14 protein-coding genes are annotated in these 19,626 nt (G+C 39.6%); 8 read left to right on the top strand and 6 right to left on the bottom strand.

The window, feature by feature from the left end; all coding sequences use genetic code 11:
* Positions 1-32: 32 nt before the first annotated feature.
* Both dnaJ and dnaK read right to left on the bottom strand, forming a co-directional pair.
* The gene (gene dnaJ / locus S4054249_RS21915) at positions 33-1,169 is read right to left on the bottom strand and encodes a molecular chaperone DnaJ (protein WP_039610309.1); all 1,137 of its coding nucleotides are present in this window, start codon (positions 1,167-1,169) and stop codon (positions 33-35) included.
* Between the two features lie 119 nt (positions 1,170-1,288).
* Positions 1,289-3,217, bottom strand: coding sequence for a molecular chaperone DnaK (gene dnaK / locus S4054249_RS21910; RefSeq protein WP_046358068.1), 1,929 nt, complete (start codon positions 3,215-3,217; stop codon positions 1,289-1,291).
* A gap of 219 nt (positions 3,218-3,436) precedes the next feature.
* Between dnaK and S4054249_RS21905 the strand changes: the two genes are divergently transcribed.
* The 4 genes from S4054249_RS21905 to S4054249_RS21890 all read left to right on the top strand — a co-directional run bounded on the left by S4054249_RS21905 (position 3,437) and on the right by S4054249_RS21890 (position 7,763).
* A complete protein-coding gene (locus S4054249_RS21905; protein WP_046358067.1) occupies positions 3,437-4,246 on the top strand; it encodes an acyl-CoA thioesterase in 810 nt (269 codons plus the stop codon).
* A gap of 106 nt (positions 4,247-4,352) precedes the next feature.
* Positions 4,353-5,513 (top strand): paraquat-inducible protein A, encoded by a 1,161-nt coding sequence (locus S4054249_RS21900; RefSeq protein WP_230851954.1) that lies wholly within the window; start codon positions 4,353-4,355, stop codon positions 5,511-5,513.
* A complete protein-coding gene (gene pqiB, locus S4054249_RS21895) occupies positions 5,506-7,164 on the top strand; it encodes an intermembrane transport protein PqiB (protein ID WP_046358065.1) in 1,659 nt (552 codons plus the stop codon). Before S4054249_RS21900 ends, pqiB begins: the two co-directional genes overlap by 8 nt.
* Complete coding sequence (locus S4054249_RS21890; RefSeq protein ID WP_052961140.1) at positions 7,161-7,763, top strand: PqiC family protein; 603 nt, start codon at positions 7,161-7,163, stop codon at positions 7,761-7,763. The genes pqiB and S4054249_RS21890 overlap by 4 nt, the downstream gene beginning before the upstream one ends.
* Here the strand turns inward: S4054249_RS21890 and S4054249_RS21885 are convergent.
* A complete protein-coding gene (locus S4054249_RS21885) occupies positions 7,744-8,262 on the bottom strand; it encodes a GNAT family N-acetyltransferase (RefSeq protein ID WP_046358064.1) in 519 nt (172 codons plus the stop codon). The two genes, S4054249_RS21890 and S4054249_RS21885, sit on opposite strands and share 20 nt — an antisense overlap.
* A 105-nt stretch (positions 8,263-8,367) precedes the next feature.
* Positions 8,368-11,232, bottom strand: coding sequence for an insulinase family protein (locus S4054249_RS21880; protein WP_046358063.1), 2,865 nt, complete (start codon positions 11,230-11,232; stop codon positions 8,368-8,370).
* Positions 11,233-11,583: 351 nt separating this feature from the next.
* Between S4054249_RS21880 and S4054249_RS26725 the strand changes: the two genes are divergently transcribed.
* Together S4054249_RS26725 and ushA are read left to right on the top strand one after the other, a co-directional pair.
* The gene (locus tag S4054249_RS26725; protein ID WP_167354864.1) at positions 11,584-11,760 is read left to right on the top strand and encodes a hypothetical protein; all 177 of its coding nucleotides are present in this window, start codon (positions 11,584-11,586) and stop codon (positions 11,758-11,760) included.
* 76 nt (positions 11,761-11,836) lie between these two features.
* Positions 11,837-13,420, top strand: coding sequence for a bifunctional UDP-sugar hydrolase/5'-nucleotidase UshA (ushA, locus tag S4054249_RS21875; protein WP_046358062.1), 1,584 nt, complete (start codon positions 11,837-11,839; stop codon positions 13,418-13,420).
* A gap of 46 nt (positions 13,421-13,466) precedes the next feature.
* Here the strand turns inward: ushA and S4054249_RS21870 are convergent, their stop codons facing one another.
* Both S4054249_RS21870 and S4054249_RS21865 read right to left on the bottom strand, forming a co-directional pair.
* Positions 13,467-14,390: a hypothetical protein gene (locus S4054249_RS21870; protein WP_046358061.1), complete on the bottom strand. Its 924-nt coding sequence runs from the start codon at positions 14,388-14,390 to the stop codon at positions 13,467-13,469.
* Entirely contained in the window at positions 14,387-15,277 is an 891-nt protein-coding gene (locus S4054249_RS21865; RefSeq protein ID WP_230851933.1) for a hypothetical protein, read from the bottom strand. The genes S4054249_RS21870 and S4054249_RS21865 overlap by 4 nt, the downstream gene beginning before the upstream one ends.
* A 221-nt stretch (positions 15,278-15,498) precedes the next feature.
* Between S4054249_RS21865 and S4054249_RS21860 the strand changes: the two genes are divergently transcribed.
* Together S4054249_RS21860 and S4054249_RS21855 are read left to right on the top strand one after the other, a co-directional pair.
* Positions 15,499-16,353, top strand: coding sequence for a S1/P1 nuclease (locus S4054249_RS21860; protein WP_046358108.1), 855 nt, complete (start codon positions 15,499-15,501; stop codon positions 16,351-16,353).
* Between the two features lie 44 nt (positions 16,354-16,397).
* Positions 16,398-19,532 carry a TonB-dependent receptor gene (locus S4054249_RS21855; protein ID WP_046358060.1) on the top strand — a complete coding sequence of 1,045 codons (3,135 nt, stop codon included), beginning with the start codon at positions 16,398-16,400 and terminating at the stop codon, positions 19,530-19,532.
* Positions 19,533-19,626: the final 94 nt, after the last annotated feature.

Raw genomic sequence — 19,626 nt, 5'->3', positions numbered from 1 at the left:
ATAGGCGCCGTTTTGATTCAATTCATTACCAATTACTTGGTTAAATCATCAAAAAACTTTTTCACACCATCAAAAAAGCCCTGTGCTTTAGGACGATTTTTACTGGTGTCACCACTCATGCTTTCTTCAAGCTCTTTGAGTAGCTCTTTTTGACGCTCGTTTAAATTAACTGGCGTCTCAATAACAACTTTACAAATTAAATCACCAACAGAACCACTGCGCACAGACTTAACGCCTTTACCACGCATACGGAACATCTTTCCAGTTTGACTTTCTGAAGGGATCTTAAGATTCGCTCTGCCATCTAATGTCGGCACTTCAATTTCACCGCCAAGTGCTGCCGTTGTAAAGCTGATTGGTACTTCACAGTACAAATTATTACCATCACGAACAAAAATCGGATGCTCACGAACACTAACTTGAACGTACAGGTCACCGGCTGGCGCACCATGCATGCCCGCTTCACCTTCACCAGATAGACGAATACGGTCGCCAGTATCAACCCCAGCTGGGATTTTAACTGATAGTGTCTTAGTTTTCTCTACACGACCTTGTCCATGACAGCTGTCACACGGATCTGAGATAACTTGCCCAGTACCTTGACACGTTGGACAAGTCTGTTGAACAGCAAAGAAACCTTGGCGCATCTGTACTTGACCTGCACCATGACATGTAGAACAAGTTTTTGGCTTTGAGCCAGCTTTTGCACCACTGCCGTCACACGGTTTACAACTTACCCATGTAGGCACTTTAATTTCAACGTCTTTGCCTTTTACAGCTTCCTCTAAGCTTAAATCTAAGCTGTAACGAAGATCGGCACCACGTTGCTGTCTTGATTGACGACGACCACCGCCGCCACCAAAAATATCACCGAATACGTCCCCGAAGATATCGCCAAAGTCGGCTCCGCCACCGAACCCGCCATGGCCTCCACCACCGTTTTGTTCAAACGCTGCATGGCCGTATTGATCATACATCTGGCGTTTCTGACTATCCGTAAGGACCTCGTACGCTTCCTTTACTTCTTTGAACTTAGCTTCTAAAGCTTCATCACCCGCAGTACGATCTGGGTGATACTTCATTGCTAGGCGCTTATAGGCCTTTTTTATATCACGTTCACCGGCGTCTTTTGAAACACCTAATACTTCGTAATAATCACGTTTGGACATAGTTATCACACTACTCTTACAAGACAACTCACCGACACATACGTTCGGTTGTGAGCCAAAATTTAAAAACACGAAGGGCGCGTCTAGCGATGTCGCCGCGCGCCCTTAACAGTCAACAATTACTTGTTGTCTTTAACTTCTTCAAACTCAGCATCAACAACATCGTCGTCTGCTTTTGCAGAACCTTGTTGTGCGCCAGCGTCAGCACCAGGACCTGCTTGCTGTGCTTGTGCATTTGCTTGAGCGATTTCCATTAGCTTTTGAGATTTCTCTGCAAGCGCCTGAGTTTTTGCATCGATGTCTTCTTTGCTGTCGCCTTTGATAGCTGCTTCAAGCTCAGTTAAAGCACCTTCAATTGCAGTTTTATCTTCAGCTGGAAGTGCATCACCCGCTTCTTCAACTTGCTTGCGAGTAGCGTGAACTAAAGCGTCAGCTTGGTTACGTGCACCAACTAACTCTTCAAACTTCTTATCTTCTTCAGCGTTTGCTTCAGCATCACGTACCATTTTCTCTACTTCATCATCGCTTAGACCTGAAGAAGCTTGGATAGTGATCTTTTGCTCTTTACCTGTATCTTTATCTTTCGCAGATACATGTAAGATACCGTCTGCATCAACATCAAAAGTAACTTCGATTTGTGGTGCACCACGTTGAGCAGGACGAATACCTTCAAGGTTAAACTGACCAAGAGACTTGTTATCAGTTGAACGCTTACGCTCACCTTGTAAAACGTGAATTGTTACTGCTGACTGGTTATCTTCAGCTGTCGAGAATACCTGTGACTTCTTCGTTGGGATAGTCGTGTTTTTCTCGATTAGGGCAGTCATTACTTGACCCATAGTCTCGATACCTAGAGAAAGTGGGATAACGTCAAGTAGAAGAACGTCTTTCACGTCACCAGAAAGAACACCACCTTGAACCGCCGCACCAAGTGCAACTGCTTCATCAGGGTTTACATCTTTACGCGCTTCTTTACCAAAGAACTCAGCAACTTTTGACTGAACTAGCGGCATACGTGTTTGACCACCAACTAAGATGATGTCATTAACGTCGCTTACAGAAAGGTCTGCATCAGCTAGAGCACGCTTAAGCGGTTCAATAGACTGAGTAACTAGATCTTCAACTAGTGATTCAAGCTTAGCACGCGTTAGTTTAACGTTCATGTGCTTAGGACCCGTTGCATCCGCAGTTACATAAGGAAGATTAACTTCAGTTTGTTGTGCAGATGAAAGCTCAATTTTAGCCTTTTCAGCAGCTTCTTTAACACGCTGCATTGCAAGCGGGTCAACCTTAAGGTCAATGCCTTGCTCTTTCTTGAATTCTTCAACTAGATAGTTGATAACACGGTTATCAAAATCTTCACCACCAAGGTGTGTGTCACCATTTGTAGCAAGTACTTCAAACGTGTGCTCACCGTCTACTTCGTCAATCTCGATGATTGAGATATCGAAAGTACCACCACCTAGGTCGTATACAGCAACGACATTATCGCCTTGCTTTTTATCCATACCGTAAGCTAGAGCAGCGGCTGTTGGCTCGTTGATGATACGCTTAACATCAAGACCAGCGATACGACCAGCATCTTTAGTTGCTTGACGTTGTGAATCGTTGAAGTATGCAGGCACTGTGATAACAGCTTCTGTTACTTCTTCGCCTAAATAGTCTTCCGCTGTTTTCTTCATTTTCTTAAGAACTTCAGCAGAGATTTGTGGTGCTGCACGCTTTTCACCGCGGACTTCAACCCAAGCATCACCATTGTCAGCTTTAACAATGTTGAAAGGCATGATGCTGATGTCACGTTGTACTTCTTCGTCTTCAAAGCGACGACCAATTAGTCGCTTGATTGCATATAATGTATTTGTAGGGTTAGTAACTGCTTGACGCTTTGCCGGTTGACCTACTAGCGTTTCGCCTTCCTCTGTAAATGCAATAATCGACGGGGTAGTACGATCGCCTTCAGCGTTTTCAATAACGCGCGTGTTCTCACCATCCAATACTGCTACACAAGAGTTAGTAGTACCTAAATCGATTCCAATAATTTTACCCATGTGAATCTTCTCCGACCTCAAAAAATTCGTTGTTCTGTTAGATGACTTGATAGATAGGGGCGGCAAATTCTAATTCAACCTTTAACAAGAAAAAAATTTCATTTTTTTTCAATTTTTTTTATTTTTAGGATGAACAGAGCAAAAAGCAGACAAAAAAACCTGTATTTATCGGATTAGAGTTTATATTCTAAACCCAAAATAACGAGACATGGATTTACTATGGATTTTGAAACTATCATTTCTTCTTGCGAGCTTAACGAACAACCAAGTCATTTAAACGTACCAAGCACATGGAGCCAAGGTCGAACCGTTTTTGGTGGGCTAAGTGCAGCATTAATGCTAAAGCATATGTTCAATCAATTGAATGACGATGACAGAAGGTTATTGTCGTTCAACTGCAATTTCATCGCTCCATTATTTGCCACAGAACCTTTTACTATTAATACAACTATATTGAGGAGCGGGAAAAGCGTTACTCAAATAGAATCACGCATAGAACAACGAGGCTCAATATGCTTGGTATCATTAGCATGTTTTGGACAACAACGCCCTTCTAATATTAGTGTAGAGTCACAAAGCACGCCTAGCACTCTCAATACGCATATAAATGATGCAAACACAATACAGTATGTTGAAGGTATATTTCCTGCTTTCATTCAGCATGTAGATTTAAATATTCAAGCTGGCGCAATGCCATTTAGTAACGCTGAATCTACCGAACTCCACGGTTGGATGAAATTTAAAAAAATGCCTCAAAAAACTGCACTTGAATTGTATATATTGGCACTAGCAGACGCATGGCCACCAACACTTCTTCAACTGTGTGATAAACCGTCTCCTGCTAGCACGGTATCTTGGTATATAGAGTTTCTCCAACCCCTGGAAACAAGTATGCTTGATTGGGTTGGGTATGAAGCGATCACACATCAAGCAAGTGATGGATATGGCATTGAAGACGCCAAAGTTTTTTCTAAAACAGGAGAACTACTCGCATTAAGTCGCCAAACAGTTGCTGTATTTGATAGTTGATCTTCTTGGTTTGCTGGAACACAATAGAGTATAGATATTTTTTATTGTGTTTCGGATTGTGATAACTGCTTGCCAACATTGTGATTATTTAGTGTCTATCGCACATATGGACAAGCATCAAAGAGCCATATGCCCACATTGTGGTAACACTTTAGCTAATTGTAAAATTGACTACAACCAGAGCATTAACGCGTTTGGCCTATCCTCTATACTATTCCTTCTAGTTAGCTTACATCCGCATTTTATTTCGTATGCGCAACATGGCCTCAAACAATCCATAAGTTTAATTGAAGCAATATCATTGCTCGCAACCAATTTTAGTGCGCTACTTGCTGGGTTACTTGCATTTACAATTTTGTTAATGCCCTTAGCTGCTCTCATACTAATAATGTTGGCGCACTCCCCATTTTGGCGCCACCTCAACCCCAGTAATGCCCGTATAATTGTCAGAGCATTAATGCTGCTTAAACCGCTCAATTTAGCTGATATATTTCTGGTTGCAGTATTGATAAGTGCATTTAAACTAACAGAGTTTGCAGAAATAGAAGTAGGTCTTGGGTTTTGGTCCTATATTTTATTTGTTTTATGCTTTATTGAAACACTCTCATTACTCAGTAAAGAGCAGCTATGGGAAAGAGAGCAAATAACCTATTGTCCAGATGAAAAAACATGCGCACCCAGAGCTCTACAGCAGTCATTGAAAAAGTGTCATGTATGTGGACAGTTAAGCAAAGATGAATACTGTCCGAGATGCACAACTAAGCTCAAATTTCGTAAGTCTAATTCACTAGAAAAAAGCGCTGCTTGGATGATAACCGCAATGGTACTTCTGGTCCCTGCACTCGCATTACCTATCATGGATACGATTAATCTAGGGCTTCATACCAAAGCTACTATTTACAGCGGTGTAGAAGTAATGTGGCATTCAGGCTCATACCCAGTAGCAATTCTCATTTTTGTTGCGAGCATTTGTATTCCAATTGTAAAAGGCATCACTCTCTTCTATCTAATATACCAAGTCAAAAAGTGTACTAAACCCAAACTAGCAAGCAAACTATACAGAGCGCTGGAGTTTATGGGTAAATGGTCAATGATTGATGTATTTGTAGTTATTCTACTCGTCTCACTTGTCCAGCTAGGGACTGTTTTAAGTGTCGAGCCTCAATCAGGTATTGTGTTTTTTACAGCTATGGTATTATGCCAAATAATATCAGTTAATCATTTCGATCCTCGCTTACTTTGGGATAATTTAAATAAAAATGAATGAAAAAGCTTATATCGAATCCAAGCCCAAGTTTTCTGTTATTTGGATTGTTCCTGTGATCGCAATCATCATTACTGGCTGGATGCTATATCAACACCAAGCGAATAAAGGCCATACTATTTTTCTAAAAATGGATAATGCCGATGGTATTATTGCTGGTAAAACCGAAATAAAAGTAAGAAGCGTACAAATCGGTTTAGTAGAGTCCCTTAAATTACAAATTGATCAGAATGCTGTTATCGCAACAATTCGAATCTTCAAAGATTACGATTCACTATTAACCAAGGACGCAAAGTTTTGGACTGTAAAACCGCGCGTCGACGAGTCCGGAATATCAGGTTTAAATACGCTGCTATCTGGGGCCTACATTGAATTGCTACCCGGGGAAAGTACAGATACAGCCACCCTCTTTACAATGCAAAACCAGCCAGCACTTATTGCACCTGATATCGAGGGAGTCAGATATAAGTTAAAAGCTGCAAATGCAGAAGTGTTAGATGTAGGAACAGGTATTTTCTTTAGAAATTACAAAATAGGTCAGGTTGAAACCGCCAGTTTTAATGAAAAGACACTAGAAATGGATTATGGCATTTTCATAAATTCCCCTTATAACGAACTGATCTCAAAAAATGCTATATTCTGGGTAAACTCTGGCGTTGAAGTCGATTTATCTACAGAAGGCATCAGGGTATCAACTGGCTCTCTGTCTAAACTTATTAAAGGCGGAATTTCCGTGGACTACCCTCCAAATACTGAGGCAGATACAATCGCTGAACAAAGTACGCAATACAAACTGCATAAAAACTTTGCTGTCGCATTGGAAAGAAGATTTGATCTGTTTGATTTGTATCTTGTAGAATTTGAACAATCCATCAAAGGCCTTAAACCTGGGGCGCCTGTAGAATACAGAGGTATGCGAATCGGCACCGTCGAACAAGTGCCTGCGCAATTGGTAAGAAATGGCCAGCCCCTTTACTTTCAACAAGATAACACTTCTATCCCTGTATTAATTAAAGTTGAATACGGAAGAATATACGAAGTTGACCAACAAGCTAAAGAGTATTGGCAATCAAATATAGAAAAATGGATTAAAAACGGACTTAGAGCATCATTAAAAAGTGGTAATTTGTTAACAGGTGCGGTATATATAGAGTTAGACTTCTACAGTGCGGCTAAGCCAGAAATAATTGCTAAGCATTTGGTATACCCTGTATTACCAAGTGTGCCAAGCGGTTTTACTGCTCTTTCGGAGCAGGTCATGGCATTGCTTAATAAACTTAACAAATTACCGTTAGATGATACCCTCAATGAAGCGCATAAAACGCTAACCGCTTACAAGCAGTTAGGAAATGAAACAGAGCGTTTGATTAAAAATTTAAACAACAAAAAAGTACCAGAAAAAGTGGACAAGAACTTAACTCAATTACAAGGCACGTTGACTCAGCTAACTTCAAGCTTAAAACAGTTTGAAAAAACATTATCAACATACCAACAAGGTTCAAGCGTAATGGATCAACTCACTGATACTCTTAGTGAGCTAGAAAGTTTATCCAATACACTGAAACCTGTTACCAAAGGTTTGAATGAACAGCCGAATATGCTGATTTTTGATAAGGATGCTGCGGAAGATCCAATACCGAGGAAACGTCAATGAGATTAGCAATACAGGCTTGTTTGTTGTCTTTGATATTGGTCGGTTGCAGCAGCAATACCATCAATCATCAGTACTATAAATTCTCAGAGCTACATAATGACGCACCTTTGAAGCACGAATCTAATACTCAGGTTATCTACCTAGAAGACGTATCGCTCCTCGGGGTCGCTAACCAACAAGCCATTGTACAGTACACCCAGTCGAATGTGGTCAATATCGCAAGCTTTCATTTTTGGGCTGAGCATCCTGAAACAATGCTAACCCAACTGACGCAAAATTATTTGAGTAAACAAGGCCTAACTGTTGTGCCAAGAGATTTATCAGGTGATTTAGAAACCAACCGATATAGCTTGAAATTTGTGGTTAACGAGTTTGCAGGTCACTATGAAAAAGGTGCCGTTTTGAATGGCAGCTGGTATTTATATGAGCTGGGAAATAGCGTTAATCGCTTGGTTCAAAGCAAACGATTTGCCATAGACAGTCAACTAAAATCTGACGGTTTCAATGCGCTGGTAGCTGCACATCAGCATAATTGGGAAAAACTACTCAAAGACATCGAAAGTGAGTTAGTAAAACGACTTAATCGAGATCATAAGTAAATAAACAGTCTGCTTTATCAGTCGACTGAACGTGTATTTTTCCTACTTGCTTGAACCCCAGTTTATTTAAAAGTTTTTTGCTCGATATATTATTTATGTCCGTCACAGCGTGCAACTGAGTAAGTTTAAAATGTTGATGAGCAACAATAAGCAATTGTTGACAAACTTCTTTCGCATAGCCCTTTCCAGTGTATTCATCTATAAATGCATACCCTAAGTCTGGATTCTGTAGATATGATCTTTGATAAAAGCCAGCTATTCCAATTGCCTCACCTGATGTTAAACAGACAATATAAGGAGCACAACGTTCTAGCTCATACTGCATTAAAAATGCTTGTTTAATATACTCCTTGGCGCTAGGCTCATCTTTTACACGCTTATCACCAATATTTTTAATAAAACTCTGCTGATTCAGTAATTGTATAATAAAACTGACATCATTAATGGTGGCTTTTCTGACTCTACATCGAAGAGTGACCGCAATTACGTCCTCTAACATAACGACTCCTAACTTATAATTATGCTTAAAGGCAGTGTGTTCATGCACTGCCTTTATTGCTGCCGGTTTAACGACAAAAGTCCCTAGCTACAAAAAGATTGTAAGCTATTCAAAGCTGGTTATTTTATAAAGAGCTTCCATTGAGCTAACCTTTTTCTGATTTGGGATATCAGCAAAAGGCTGATCTGCAAATTTATGTCCTCGTAACTGAATATTTAAACGAGGTGCAGCAGCATTCAAGAAAGTACTCTCATAGTAAGATTGAATATTCGCTTTTGTAATACGCTGAGCAGCTTTGATTAACTGTGCTTTAGAATCAAAAGTTAAGGTGTTTTTATACCAATCGGTGATAATCGGCTCAGCTTCCTCTGACAGGTTTTTAGGCTCTTCTGTTAAATTAGCAAGTGCAGAAGCTTTGATCTGATTAAACTCGTCGTCTGTTAATTTATCCAACTCTTTCTCATAGTCGATTTTAAACTTATCAAATCGAACTTGCATAGACTGGACATCTTTAACCGGCGTTTGGATGAATAAACCTATCGCAGAACGCTCATCAATACTAGTAGCAAATGCCCCAACTGCATAAGCCAATTGCTCTTCTGTACGCAGAGTATTAAATAAAGATTGCCTTAAATGAGATTGCAAGATTAACGCCGCTGCCTTTTGCGGATATCCAGCTTCCGGATGGACGGCGACATCAACAATCGCAACATCTGCAACATCAACATCTTTTTGAACTACAAGCGCTTCGTTTAATTTAGGCTGCCAAAAGCCAGCGCGTATATAGTTTTTCTGGCTTGCCTCGCTGCCAATTTTTGACTCAATACGAGACACCACATCCAAGATATCTTGTTTATCATAATTCCCGTAGCCAAATACACGAACTAAGTTGTCATTCAGTAATTTCGACTGTACTTGCTGGAAATCTTTTTTCGTTAGTCCCTTCGCAGCAGTAATGAGACGTTCAGCATCGAAGTTTCCCTCTCTAACTGTCTGTCTGTATACGTCAAACGCTTGATAATAAGGGATTTGCTTACCTTTATTTTGAAGGCCTCTCACATATCGATCAATGGCCTGATCAAGTTGTTTTTGACTTGGCTTAATTTCTAACCCTTGAAGCGCTTGATCAAGAAGCTGAGATTGTTTATCTGTAAAGCCCGAAACAGATAGCACTAAGCCAGTCGAATTACTTACGTTTAAGCTCATCCCAGCCACATGCGCCTCTGTGATCAACTTCGCTTTCTCGATTTGATACAGATCAGCCCAAAGATTAGACACAACTCGTGATTTAATATCATTAATCGGTTGCTTGCTGTTTAAGAATATTTCAAGCTTTCCTTTTGGCTGTTCACTAAATCGTTCACTTGGTTTTAACCAAGCATGAATTCTTTTTCCTTCATATACTTGCTCAACGTCAGACGACTGACGACTCTTAATTTCAAAGTCTTCCGGCAGTAATTTATTCACGCTAGGTAGTGCTAAGGCAAACTCGCTATTTTGCTTCCAAGACGCTATTTCAGCATCATTAATAGGCTCTACTTTATACTCACCATCGTAAAAATGGAGTTTACTGTCCACTGGCTCATCTTTACTGATATACCAAACACGGATATTCTTGGAAGTTAGCTGTTCTAGCACCTCATTCACTGCATCTGGGTCAAATTTAGCAAAATGATAACTGGCGTTCACAGCATGAGTCAGCGGATAGTCCTGCATATTTGCCGCCAACGTACTCACATAAGAGAACTCATCACTTTTTTCGAGAAACCTAAACTGGTTACTCAAAGATGTTTTAATTTCATTGAAATACTTACTGTCAACACCTTGTTCTCTGATTAAGTTAATGTATTGCATCACTGTCGCAACAATCAGCTCTCGTTGCGCCATGCCTTGTTCCGTCAATTGTATATCAATATTGAGTGCACCATAATTCCCATAATGATTTGGTGAAGCATGCGATGTTAAAGACGATATTAACCCTTGCTCTTTTAGCACTTGTGCAGGGCTGCCTTGCATTTCATTACTGAGTAAATAACTTACAAAATAGTTTGGTTTAACAGCAAAGTCGGATAGATTATTTTCGATAATAAATTCAACTTTTAGTGACTTTACATCTTTATTCGGCCTGTAGTGGATGCGTTTCTTGCCAACAACATCAAAATTTAATTGTGTCGATACTGCAGGTTCAGTTATCTGTTTATTTTCAATAGAACTAAAATGCTTAATGGCTTTTTTTTCCATTTCAGCAATTGGCTCATTTGACACCATGGCCAATTTCATAATATTGGCTGAGTAATACTTATTGTAAAACGCCACTGTTTCTTCGTGTAAGTTACTGCCCTGCTTATTACCCAGTGTTTCCAAATTACCAATTAAAAACCGATTTGAAGGGTGTTCACCTAAAAGTTGACGAGCCAGTTTAAACTGGCCAAAAAAGTCCATTTCACGACGCATCGACCACTCAGCATTAACTGCGTTCTTTTCCTTTTCAGTATATTCAGGATAGAGCTTTGGAGATTTAAAAAAATCAGAGAATCGTTCTAGTGATTCATCAAACGCATTGTTATTAATTTTAACCATATAGTTGGTGACATCTAACCAAGTATATGCGTTGTGTGTGCCACCGTTTTTTTGAACAAATGCTGCGTACTCATCTGGATCAGGAAATTTATCAGTGCCAAGAAACAACATATGCTCTAAATAATGCGCCATACCTTGCTGAGACATAGGGTCATGCAATAAACCAACTCCAACGCTCAGAGCTGCAGCAGACTTCTCCGCACTAGGATCGGAAACAAGTACAACTTCAATCCCATTTTCCAAAGTCAGAGTTTTATATTCTCTGTCATCGTTTGGACTGACAACCAACTGCTCTGAGATAAGCGGAACTGAAGGTTTTGTTATATTAGTCGTTGAACAAGCTGTCAAAATGCCAAGTGAAACAGCACTTATTGCCAATAGTTTTTTCATAAAGGTTCCAATATAAAGCAGCTACACACCAAATCATTTCTGTAATTTGTATCTACTTATCATGTTAAACATATTTATATACTGATATTAAAGTTCTATACGTACAAGTACAAGACGTGGAAAAGTGTAACTGTTTGTTAAATATAGACAAGAACAATAACGCTTACCCTCATTTTAAACTACATACACAAACATAAAACTGAATCCCGGCACAAAAAACACACTTAAAAGTTAATTTTTATGATCTAAAGTGTTTTTTTTACTTTAAAAACGCTCTACACTGCATGCAAAACGCACAGCGTTAATGCTGGCAAAACAAGGTAAGTTAATAAAAATTACAGGGGCAAAATTATGAATGAAGAGCAAATCTGTGACTTTGGCCTACATGCTGGAGAGCCATATAGTAGATTACCTGCTTGTTTTTTAAACTGGATGGTTGAAACCAACCATGAAAAACGAGATTTGGCAAAAAATGAGCTCAATAGACGAGAAGAAGCAGTATCCAACTCTCGATGCGTACAAAGCTGAACAACTTTGTAATGTCATTTTCGTGTAATTGCTTTAAACTACGCGCATAAATAAGTTCAGATTTTTAAAATAATTTATGCGCATAATTATTTCTTTATTTTTACTCTCTTTTTTAGCTGGCTGCCAACTTATCACAGCTGGTAACAATGCAAAATACCTAACCGTTTTGCACACCAATGACAACCATGGACGCTTTTGGCATAACGAAAGTGGTGAATATGGCATGGCAGCACGCAAAACGCTTATCGACCAACTAAGAAATGAAGCCGAAGAAAATGGGCACAGCGTAGTGTTACTATCTGGTGGTGACATTAACACGGGTGTCCCTGAGTCCGATTTACAAATTGCAGAACCTGATTTCAAAGGGATGAGTATTATTGGTTATGATGCAATGGCTATTGGTAACCATGAGTTTGATAACCCGTTAACTGTGCTGGACAAACAAATTGCCTGGTCTAACTTCCCTCTTTTATCGGCCAACATTATAGACAAACAAACTCAGCAGCCAGCTTATCAAACTTATACCGTAATTAATAAAGGCCAGCTTAAAATTGCTATTGTAGGCTTAACAACTGTAGACACTGCAAAAATAGCAAACCCTCAATATATAGGGCACCTTGACTTTATTACTCCTGCGAAAGCCACTCAGCCCCTAGTTGATATGATCAAAGCCAAATATAAGCCAGATGTCGTCGTGGCGGTAACACATATGGGCCATTACCATGACGCAAGCCATGGAATTAATGCACCCGGAGATGTCACATTAGCAAGAAGCTTAAACCCAAATACGTTGGATATGATCATTGGTGGTCATTCGCAAGAACCGATATGTGTTGATAAAAATGGTGACCCCGATACGTCGTTTTCTGCTGGTAAAGCATGCTGGCCTGATAAACAAAACGGTACTTGGATCATGCAAGCTCATGAATGGGGTAAATACGTTGGTAAAGCTGTATTTAAAATAGAAAAAGATAAAAAAACACTACTTAGCTATGAACTGGTTCCTGTTAACTTAAAAAATGAACAAGGCAATTTCATTGCAGGTGAAATTGAAAAAGATGAGTCACTCTATGAGTTTTTATTACCTTATCAACAAAAAGGGGCTGAGAAACTCGCGGGCGCGGTTGGCAAAATAAGCGCATATCTAGATGGCAGTAGAGATCTCGTCAGATTTAAGCAAAGCAAACTTGCTAATTTGATTATTAATGCTCAAGTAGAAGCCGTGGGTGCTGACTTTGGGATTATTAGTGGTGGTGGTATACGAGCAAGCATTAACGCTGGTGATGTTAACTATAAAGATATATTAAAAGTTCATCCATTTAAAAATCGTGTCGCTTATATAGACTGGCAAGGCCCAGAGCTAGTCGAGTACTTATCTGTAGTGGGAAGCTTTCCACCAGACGCGGGAGCCTATCTTCAGTATCATAAAATTGAATTTAGTATGGAAAACTCTAAAGCCATAATTAAATCAATAAATGGAAAGCAATTTGATATTAATGCTACATACCGAATGAGCATAAATAGTTATAATGCTGCGGGTGGTGACGGCTATCCAATACTTACCGAAAAGAGTAATTTTCAAAATACAGATAGCACAGACGCACAAGTGCTCAGAGCATATATTGAAAAACACTCCCCAATAGACATAAATAGCTTATAAATTTTTAATCGTTTAAGCATACGGCACGGCGCCGTATGCTTAATATTTACTTACCTATTATATTTATATCGTTGTCTACAATGTTCGTAAGCGCATAGCTGTGAAGCTTCGAACGAGAGCCTTCTCCATGTGCTTTTGGTGGATAATACTTTGCTTTTAAGTCAGGCGAGCTTATCAATAGCTCATCCAAAGATGCTCGAATCTCACTCAATGTTTTCTCAAGGCTATTTGAAAAGTTAGGTCTCTTTCTGATTGTATGGCCCAATGCAACCAGCCTATGAAAATACTTATCTGCCATATCTAATAACTCATCGGGAAGATCTTTATTTTGATTCAAAGACGCATCTGGGTAATCCTTGCAATATTCTAATAAGGCAAGATAAAAACATAATGGTTTATTTGCCAGTTGGACTTTGGTTTCTTTATCAGACGTTAACTGCAAAGTTTTCGAATATAAATCTATTTGTAGTACGGTTTTTTGCGGTAATACCGGCTTTATATTATCTCGAACCTGAACCTTGTATTTTCTTCTAGAGATGTTTTTTAATAGCGCAAAATTCAATATGGCAAATACTACAGGAAAAATTAGTAAAAATTTATTTTGTTCCGTATTCAGTTTAAAAAGCATGTATGTCCTATTGCCAGGTGCATTTAAATGTTCAACACTCAGGCCTTCAGATGGCAATAGAGGAGTATTCGAAATCGACACCAACTCAACTCGACTATTTTGTTCGCTTAAACTGTAATTGATATCTTTAATATAACTGGCTAACGCGTCGGGATCACCAGAATAATTTAACATAGGATCTGCCAATGGCAGACGGTGTTTATCTAATGAGACTCTCAACTTAACTTCTTGTAGGTCATGATAAATAACATCATCAATTGTCGACTTTGACATTAAAATAAAGATCGTTAAAAAGAACATTAAATAAGACGTAAACGTAGCGAGCTTCTTTAGTTTTTTCATTCATTTTCTCCCAAAAACTCATAGGGAAAAACGTTACACTGCCAATATTGCTTGATACTATCGAAATAACTTGAGCCTGTATCCTTCATAACTTGGTGTAACAGGCCTTGTAAGGAGCAGGCCAATTCGGTGTTATCATTCACCATCTTTAAATACCATTTACTACCACTTATATTGCTTCCAGTTGGCGTAATATAGTTTTTTGAAAAATACTCTTCATCTTCCTCATTCCAATAGGTAGCAATTATGTCTAACTCTCCAGACGATAGCTTGTCCCTCAAGATTTCGTGAGAAGTTACATATTGTATGTCTAGTGCATCAATATCTATATCTAACGCTTTAAAAGCCTGTTTAGGTAAAATGTGCCCTGAGCGGCTAGTAGGGTAATCTAACAACCCAATTTTCTTATCTAAAAAATATGCTTTTTCTAGCTTAGGCTTCTCTCGGTTAGAGATAAAAAACGCTGTATATTCAGGGTAACCAATCACCGAGCGATAGCTATAAGTTGACTCTGCCATTAACGCCTTCATTACGTTATCTTTTGACAGCGTCAAATCAGCCAACCCTTTGGCAATAAAATCAATTTGCTCAGCTAAGTTACCGCTCCAGTAAATATTCACTAGCCCATATTGCTTAGCCAAAACTGGATCTGCACACAATTTAGGTGCCAGAGTATCCGCAAGCTTTTTTACTGGTACGTGCACATTAAATGCTTGACTATTTGACACTGAACGAGTTTGACACTGAATATGCTTTTCCAGAAGGTTCGGTAGCACCACGACAGATGGACTATTTAATTGCTTTGCGAGGTAAAAACAGGCCAAAACGGACAGAAACAAAACTGTAACAATGGTTGTATTATTGCTTAATTTGAGATTGTATTTCACATCAACTAGATTCTTTTATTCCCTACAAGCTTATTAGATCAATTTTCTTTACTTATTGCAATAGGTAATTTTACCAATCAAAAGTAAACCTTTGATTTATATACTTTATCAATAAGAAATTATGAATTCTATTGACTCCTTTTTTTTTCCTTAAAAAACCGGACAATTGACCGCATTGGAATACAAGGTCTTTATCTGATTTACACTTTGTCGAGTAAATGATGTTTAGAAGTTCAATTAAAGTTTTAGCACTAAGTACTAGCCTCCTAATGAGCAGCTCTGTCATTGCTTGGGGCCAAAATGGACATCGAGTGATCGGTGAGCTTGCACAAAACAACCTCAGCCCGGTAGCAATGTCTCAAGTACAGCTCCTTTTGGGAGATGACTCATTGGCCGAAGTGTCTACTTGGCCTGATGAAATGCGCTCAAACCCGAATCCGTTTTGGAAAAAACAATCTAGTAAATGGCATTACATCAATATTGATGACCCTTCAAAAATGCATCATCACGATAATGGTACGATCAAACATAAACATGAAGTTGAACACATTCTTGATGGTATTAATTACGCTATAAACGTTTTAAAAAACTCATCCTCTTCAAAAGAAGACAAGCAGTTTGCTCTAAAGTTCCTAGTTCATTTAGTGGGTGACGCCCATCAGCCTTTTCACGCTGGAAGAGCCGAAGACCTTGGCGGAAATAAGATCGAAGTAGAATTTTTTGGAAAGTCTACTAACCTTCATAAAGTTTTCGACACGGAGCTAGTGGAGCATCAGAAGCTATCTTTCACAGAATTTACTCGCTCAGTAACAACCTCGAATAAACAATTAATTGCTAATTATTTAAACAGCTCACCTTCTGATTGGTTATTAGAATCGAATGCAATTGCTGAAGAAATATATAAGAGCAATGAAACTGAAATAAGTTGGAGTTATATATATAAATACACGCCAACTATAAAACAACGCCTTCAACAAGGCGGTTATAGATTAGCAGGTTTGCTTAACCAAATTTTTGACACTCATTCAAAGCCTTTAATTAATGCGCTTGCTACAAATAAAAGTTTTGAGAAATGATATTTAAACTAACTACTAAACCTAATAACACGGGAAACAACATAATGAAAACGCAACTACGCAAAACGGCACTTTCTCTAGCGGTTATCGCTGGCCTTGGTGCTAGTGGTGCTGCTAGCGCGAACTCTTTAACAGCAACTATCAAAGGCACGGTCGTAGGACCAAAAGGAAACCCTGATACGTCGTCTGTTGTCACTATCATTCACGAACCTACAGGTTCGAAGAAAACTTTTTCTCCTAATGAAAGTGGTGTGTTCAATGCGTCTGGTTTGCGCGTAGGTGGTCCTTACACTGTCGTGATCGACTCTCAAAAGCACAGAGACAAAACGCTAACAGATTTATTCCTAACACTAGGTAAGACATCTGCTTTAGATATCGAACTTAACTCTGATGTTGAAACAATCACAATCACAGGTTCTTCTCGTCATTCAATTATCAATGCATCTAAAGACACTATCGGTAGTGTATATGGTGCTGCTGATATTGAACGTGCGCCTTCATTTGACCGTGACCTAAAAGATATCGTTCGCCAAAACCCGCTTGTGAACATCTCTGATGATTCTCGTGGTGAAATGTCAGTAGCGGGTGTAAACCCTCGCTTCAACAGCATCTCTATCGACGGTGTTAAACAAAATGATGACTTTGGTCTAAACGACAACGGATACCCGACTAACGGCTCTCCAATTTCTCTACTTGCTATCGACCAAGTTTCTGTTGATATCACACCATTTAACGCGAAAGCGTCAGGCTTTACAGGTGCATCAGTAAACGCGGTTACTAAGTCTGGTACCAACGAGCTTTCTGGTGAATTCTTCTACGAATATGAAGATGACTCTCTAGCTGGCACACCAAAGCGTGAAGATGGTACAGACGTTGATTTAGAATATGAGCGCAAAACATTTGGTGCAGCACTGGGTGGTAAAATCATCGAAGACACACTGTTCTTTTTTGTTGCTTACGAAGAGTCAACAACGCCATTCGTGACAGAATGGGGCGTACAAGGTTCTGGTGCAGCCAATGAAGTTGATTGGCTAACAAACGCAAATATTGAAGAAGTTCAAAGCGTAGCTAGTAGCAAATATGGTGTTAACACAGGTAATGCACCAAGCGGTTTAAATAATGACAGCGAAAAGCTATTGCTAAAACTTGATTGGAACATCAACGACTATCACCGTGCTGCATTCACATATCAAGACTCAACGGATAACTCAATTACACCGCAGAATACACGTGACGACCGTTTCTCTCTATTAAGTAACTGGTATGATAAAAAAGGTGAAATTACCTCATACGCTGCACAATTCTACTCAGATTGGACTGATGAATTTTCAACTCAAGTTAAAGTGTCATACAAAGATACTAAGACTGATCAATCTCCTTTCTCTGATGCGCTAAATGATGCTAAAGTTGGTCAAGTTCGTATTGACTTTGACGATAACAGACTTTACTTCGGAACGGATCCATTCCGTCACGCTAACCAGCTAGAAAATACAACAACAACCATTGACGTTGAAGGTGAATACCTGTTTGATTATCACACACTAAGTTTTGGTATTGGTGTTGAGAAGATTGATGTATTCAACCAGTTTGTACCTTTCTCACGCGGTGACTGGACATTTGACTCTTTGCAAGACTTCAAAGATGGCAATGCAAGCCGAGTTTCATATTCAAATGCACACACAGGTAACCCAAATGACGCTGCGGCAGACTTCGAAGTGCAAAACCTGCACCTTTTCGTAGAAGATCGTTGGGATATTCGTGATGACTTATGGATCAATGCAGGTGTTCGTTACGAGCGCATTTCAACTTCAGGTTTAATCCGTGAAAACAGCACATTCAATAGCTTATATGGTTTCTCAAACACTAATAGCCTAGACGGTAAAGACATCATCCTACCTCGCTTTGGTTTCAACTGGTCAGCAGCGGATAACCTAACAATCAGTGGTGGTGTGGGCCGTTATTACGGTGGTACACCAAATGTTTGGATTTCTAACTCGTATTCAAACGACGGTCAAATCAACGTACGTGCTAACACAGACGATGTCGATCTAACAAAACCTGATTTCACTCAACCACCAGCTGGCGCTACCCTTGCACCGGGTGATGGTGACGTAAACCTTATCGACCCTAATTTTGAATTACCTTCAGAGTGGCGTTACGGTATTACAGCAAACTACTCAGCGGATTTCTCTAGCATTGGCCTTGGTGATAACTGGGACCTTGAAGCAAGCTTCATGTATGTAAAAGAGAAAGATGCTGTTCGTTGGCACGAACTATACCGTGAGACACAAGAAGTGGTAGTCGGTCCTGACCTGCGTAATATCTATCTTGGCACAGACGAGCGCGACCGTGCTGATATCATGCTAACAAATGGTGACGGTGGTACACGTAAGACATTTACATTCAGCCTTGCAAAAGCGTTTGAAAATGGCTTGTATGTGAATGCTTCTTACGCAAACCAAGATGCATCATCTCTGGTTGGCGGTACGTCTTCTACTGCAAACTCAAACTATGAGAAATATAACACAGCTGACAGAAACAACCCTGTTGTTGGCCGCAGCCGTTATGAAATTGAACATAGCTTCAAACTAAATGTGTCTTACTCTACTGAGCTATTTGCAGGTTACAAGTCTACTTTCTCACTACAAGGTGAGCGTAGCTCTGGCAGACCTTATAGCTGGGTATTTGCAAACGGCTTCGATACATTCGGTGGTCAAAACAACTTTGACGACGGTGAATTCCTAGCTTACATCCCAACAGGTGCTGATGATACTAAAGTAAGATATGCTGACGGGTATAGCTATGAGCAATTAAAAGCTGTAATCGACGCAAATGGATTAGGCGGTCACGCTGGCGGCATCGTTGACCGTAATACAGTAACAGGCCCTTGGACAACGCGTTTAGACTTTAAATTCACGCAAGAAATCCCTGGCTTCATGGAAGGTCATAAAGGATCTGTGTACTTCTCAGTTAAGAACCTACTTAACCTAATTGATAGCAGCGCAGGTAAGGTTCACAGAACTGATTTCTTCAACAACCGGGATTTAGTTGGTGTTGAATATGACCAAGCAACTAATCAATACGTATACAGCGAAGGATATGAAGACGAAGCGCCTACAACATTTGACGCAGAGCGTTCTTCATGGCGTATCAAGTTAGGTGTTAACTACAAATTCTAATATCTAACTTAAACATGTAATTAGATACCAAAGGCCAGTTTAATACTGGCCTTTTTTCGATTATATAGCCCGCTATTATTTTCAAATCCCACCT

Source organism: Pseudoalteromonas luteoviolacea (genome assembly GCF_001750165.1).
Classification (GTDB): domain Bacteria; phylum Pseudomonadota; class Gammaproteobacteria; order Enterobacterales; family Alteromonadaceae; genus Pseudoalteromonas; species Pseudoalteromonas luteoviolacea_G.
This window is presented reverse-complemented; position numbering and strand designations above follow the sequence as displayed.

What these genes read in the sequence shown, in the direction of transcription:
- S4054249_RS21885 (WP_046358064.1), bottom strand. Translation starts at nt 8,262, where the DNA reads ATGTTAGAGGACGTAATTGCGGTCACTCTTCGATGTAGAGTCAGAAAA.
- S4054249_RS21870 (WP_046358061.1), bottom strand. Translation starts at nt 14,390, where the DNA reads ATGAAAAAACTAAAGAAGCTCGCTACGTTTACGTCTTATTTAATGTTC.
- S4054249_RS21905 (WP_046358067.1), top strand. Translation starts at nt 3,437, where the DNA reads ATGGATTTTGAAACTATCATTTCTTCTTGCGAGCTTAACGAACAACCA.
- S4054249_RS21860 (WP_046358108.1), top strand. Translation starts at nt 15,499, where the DNA reads ATGTTTAGAAGTTCAATTAAAGTTTTAGCACTAAGTACTAGCCTCCTA.
- ushA (WP_046358062.1), top strand. Translation starts at nt 11,837, where the DNA reads ATGCGCATAATTATTTCTTTATTTTTACTCTCTTTTTTAGCTGGCTGC.
- S4054249_RS26725 (WP_167354864.1), top strand. Translation starts at nt 11,584, where the DNA reads ATGAATGAAGAGCAAATCTGTGACTTTGGCCTACATGCTGGAGAGCCA.
- pqiB (WP_046358065.1), top strand. Translation starts at nt 5,506, where the DNA reads ATGAATGAAAAAGCTTATATCGAATCCAAGCCCAAGTTTTCTGTTATT.
- S4054249_RS21880 (WP_046358063.1), bottom strand. Translation starts at nt 11,232, where the DNA reads ATGAAAAAACTATTGGCAATAAGTGCTGTTTCACTTGGCATTTTGACA.
- S4054249_RS21890 (WP_052961140.1), top strand. Translation starts at nt 7,161, where the DNA reads ATGAGATTAGCAATACAGGCTTGTTTGTTGTCTTTGATATTGGTCGGT.
- S4054249_RS21855 (WP_046358060.1), top strand. Translation starts at nt 16,398, where the DNA reads ATGAAAACGCAACTACGCAAAACGGCACTTTCTCTAGCGGTTATCGCT.
- S4054249_RS21900 (WP_230851954.1), top strand. Translation starts at nt 4,353, where the DNA reads ATGGACAAGCATCAAAGAGCCATATGCCCACATTGTGGTAACACTTTA.
- dnaK (WP_046358068.1), bottom strand. Translation starts at nt 3,217, where the DNA reads ATGGGTAAAATTATTGGAATCGATTTAGGTACTACTAACTCTTGTGTA.
- dnaJ (WP_039610309.1), bottom strand. Translation starts at nt 1,169, where the DNA reads ATGTCCAAACGTGATTATTACGAAGTATTAGGTGTTTCAAAAGACGCC.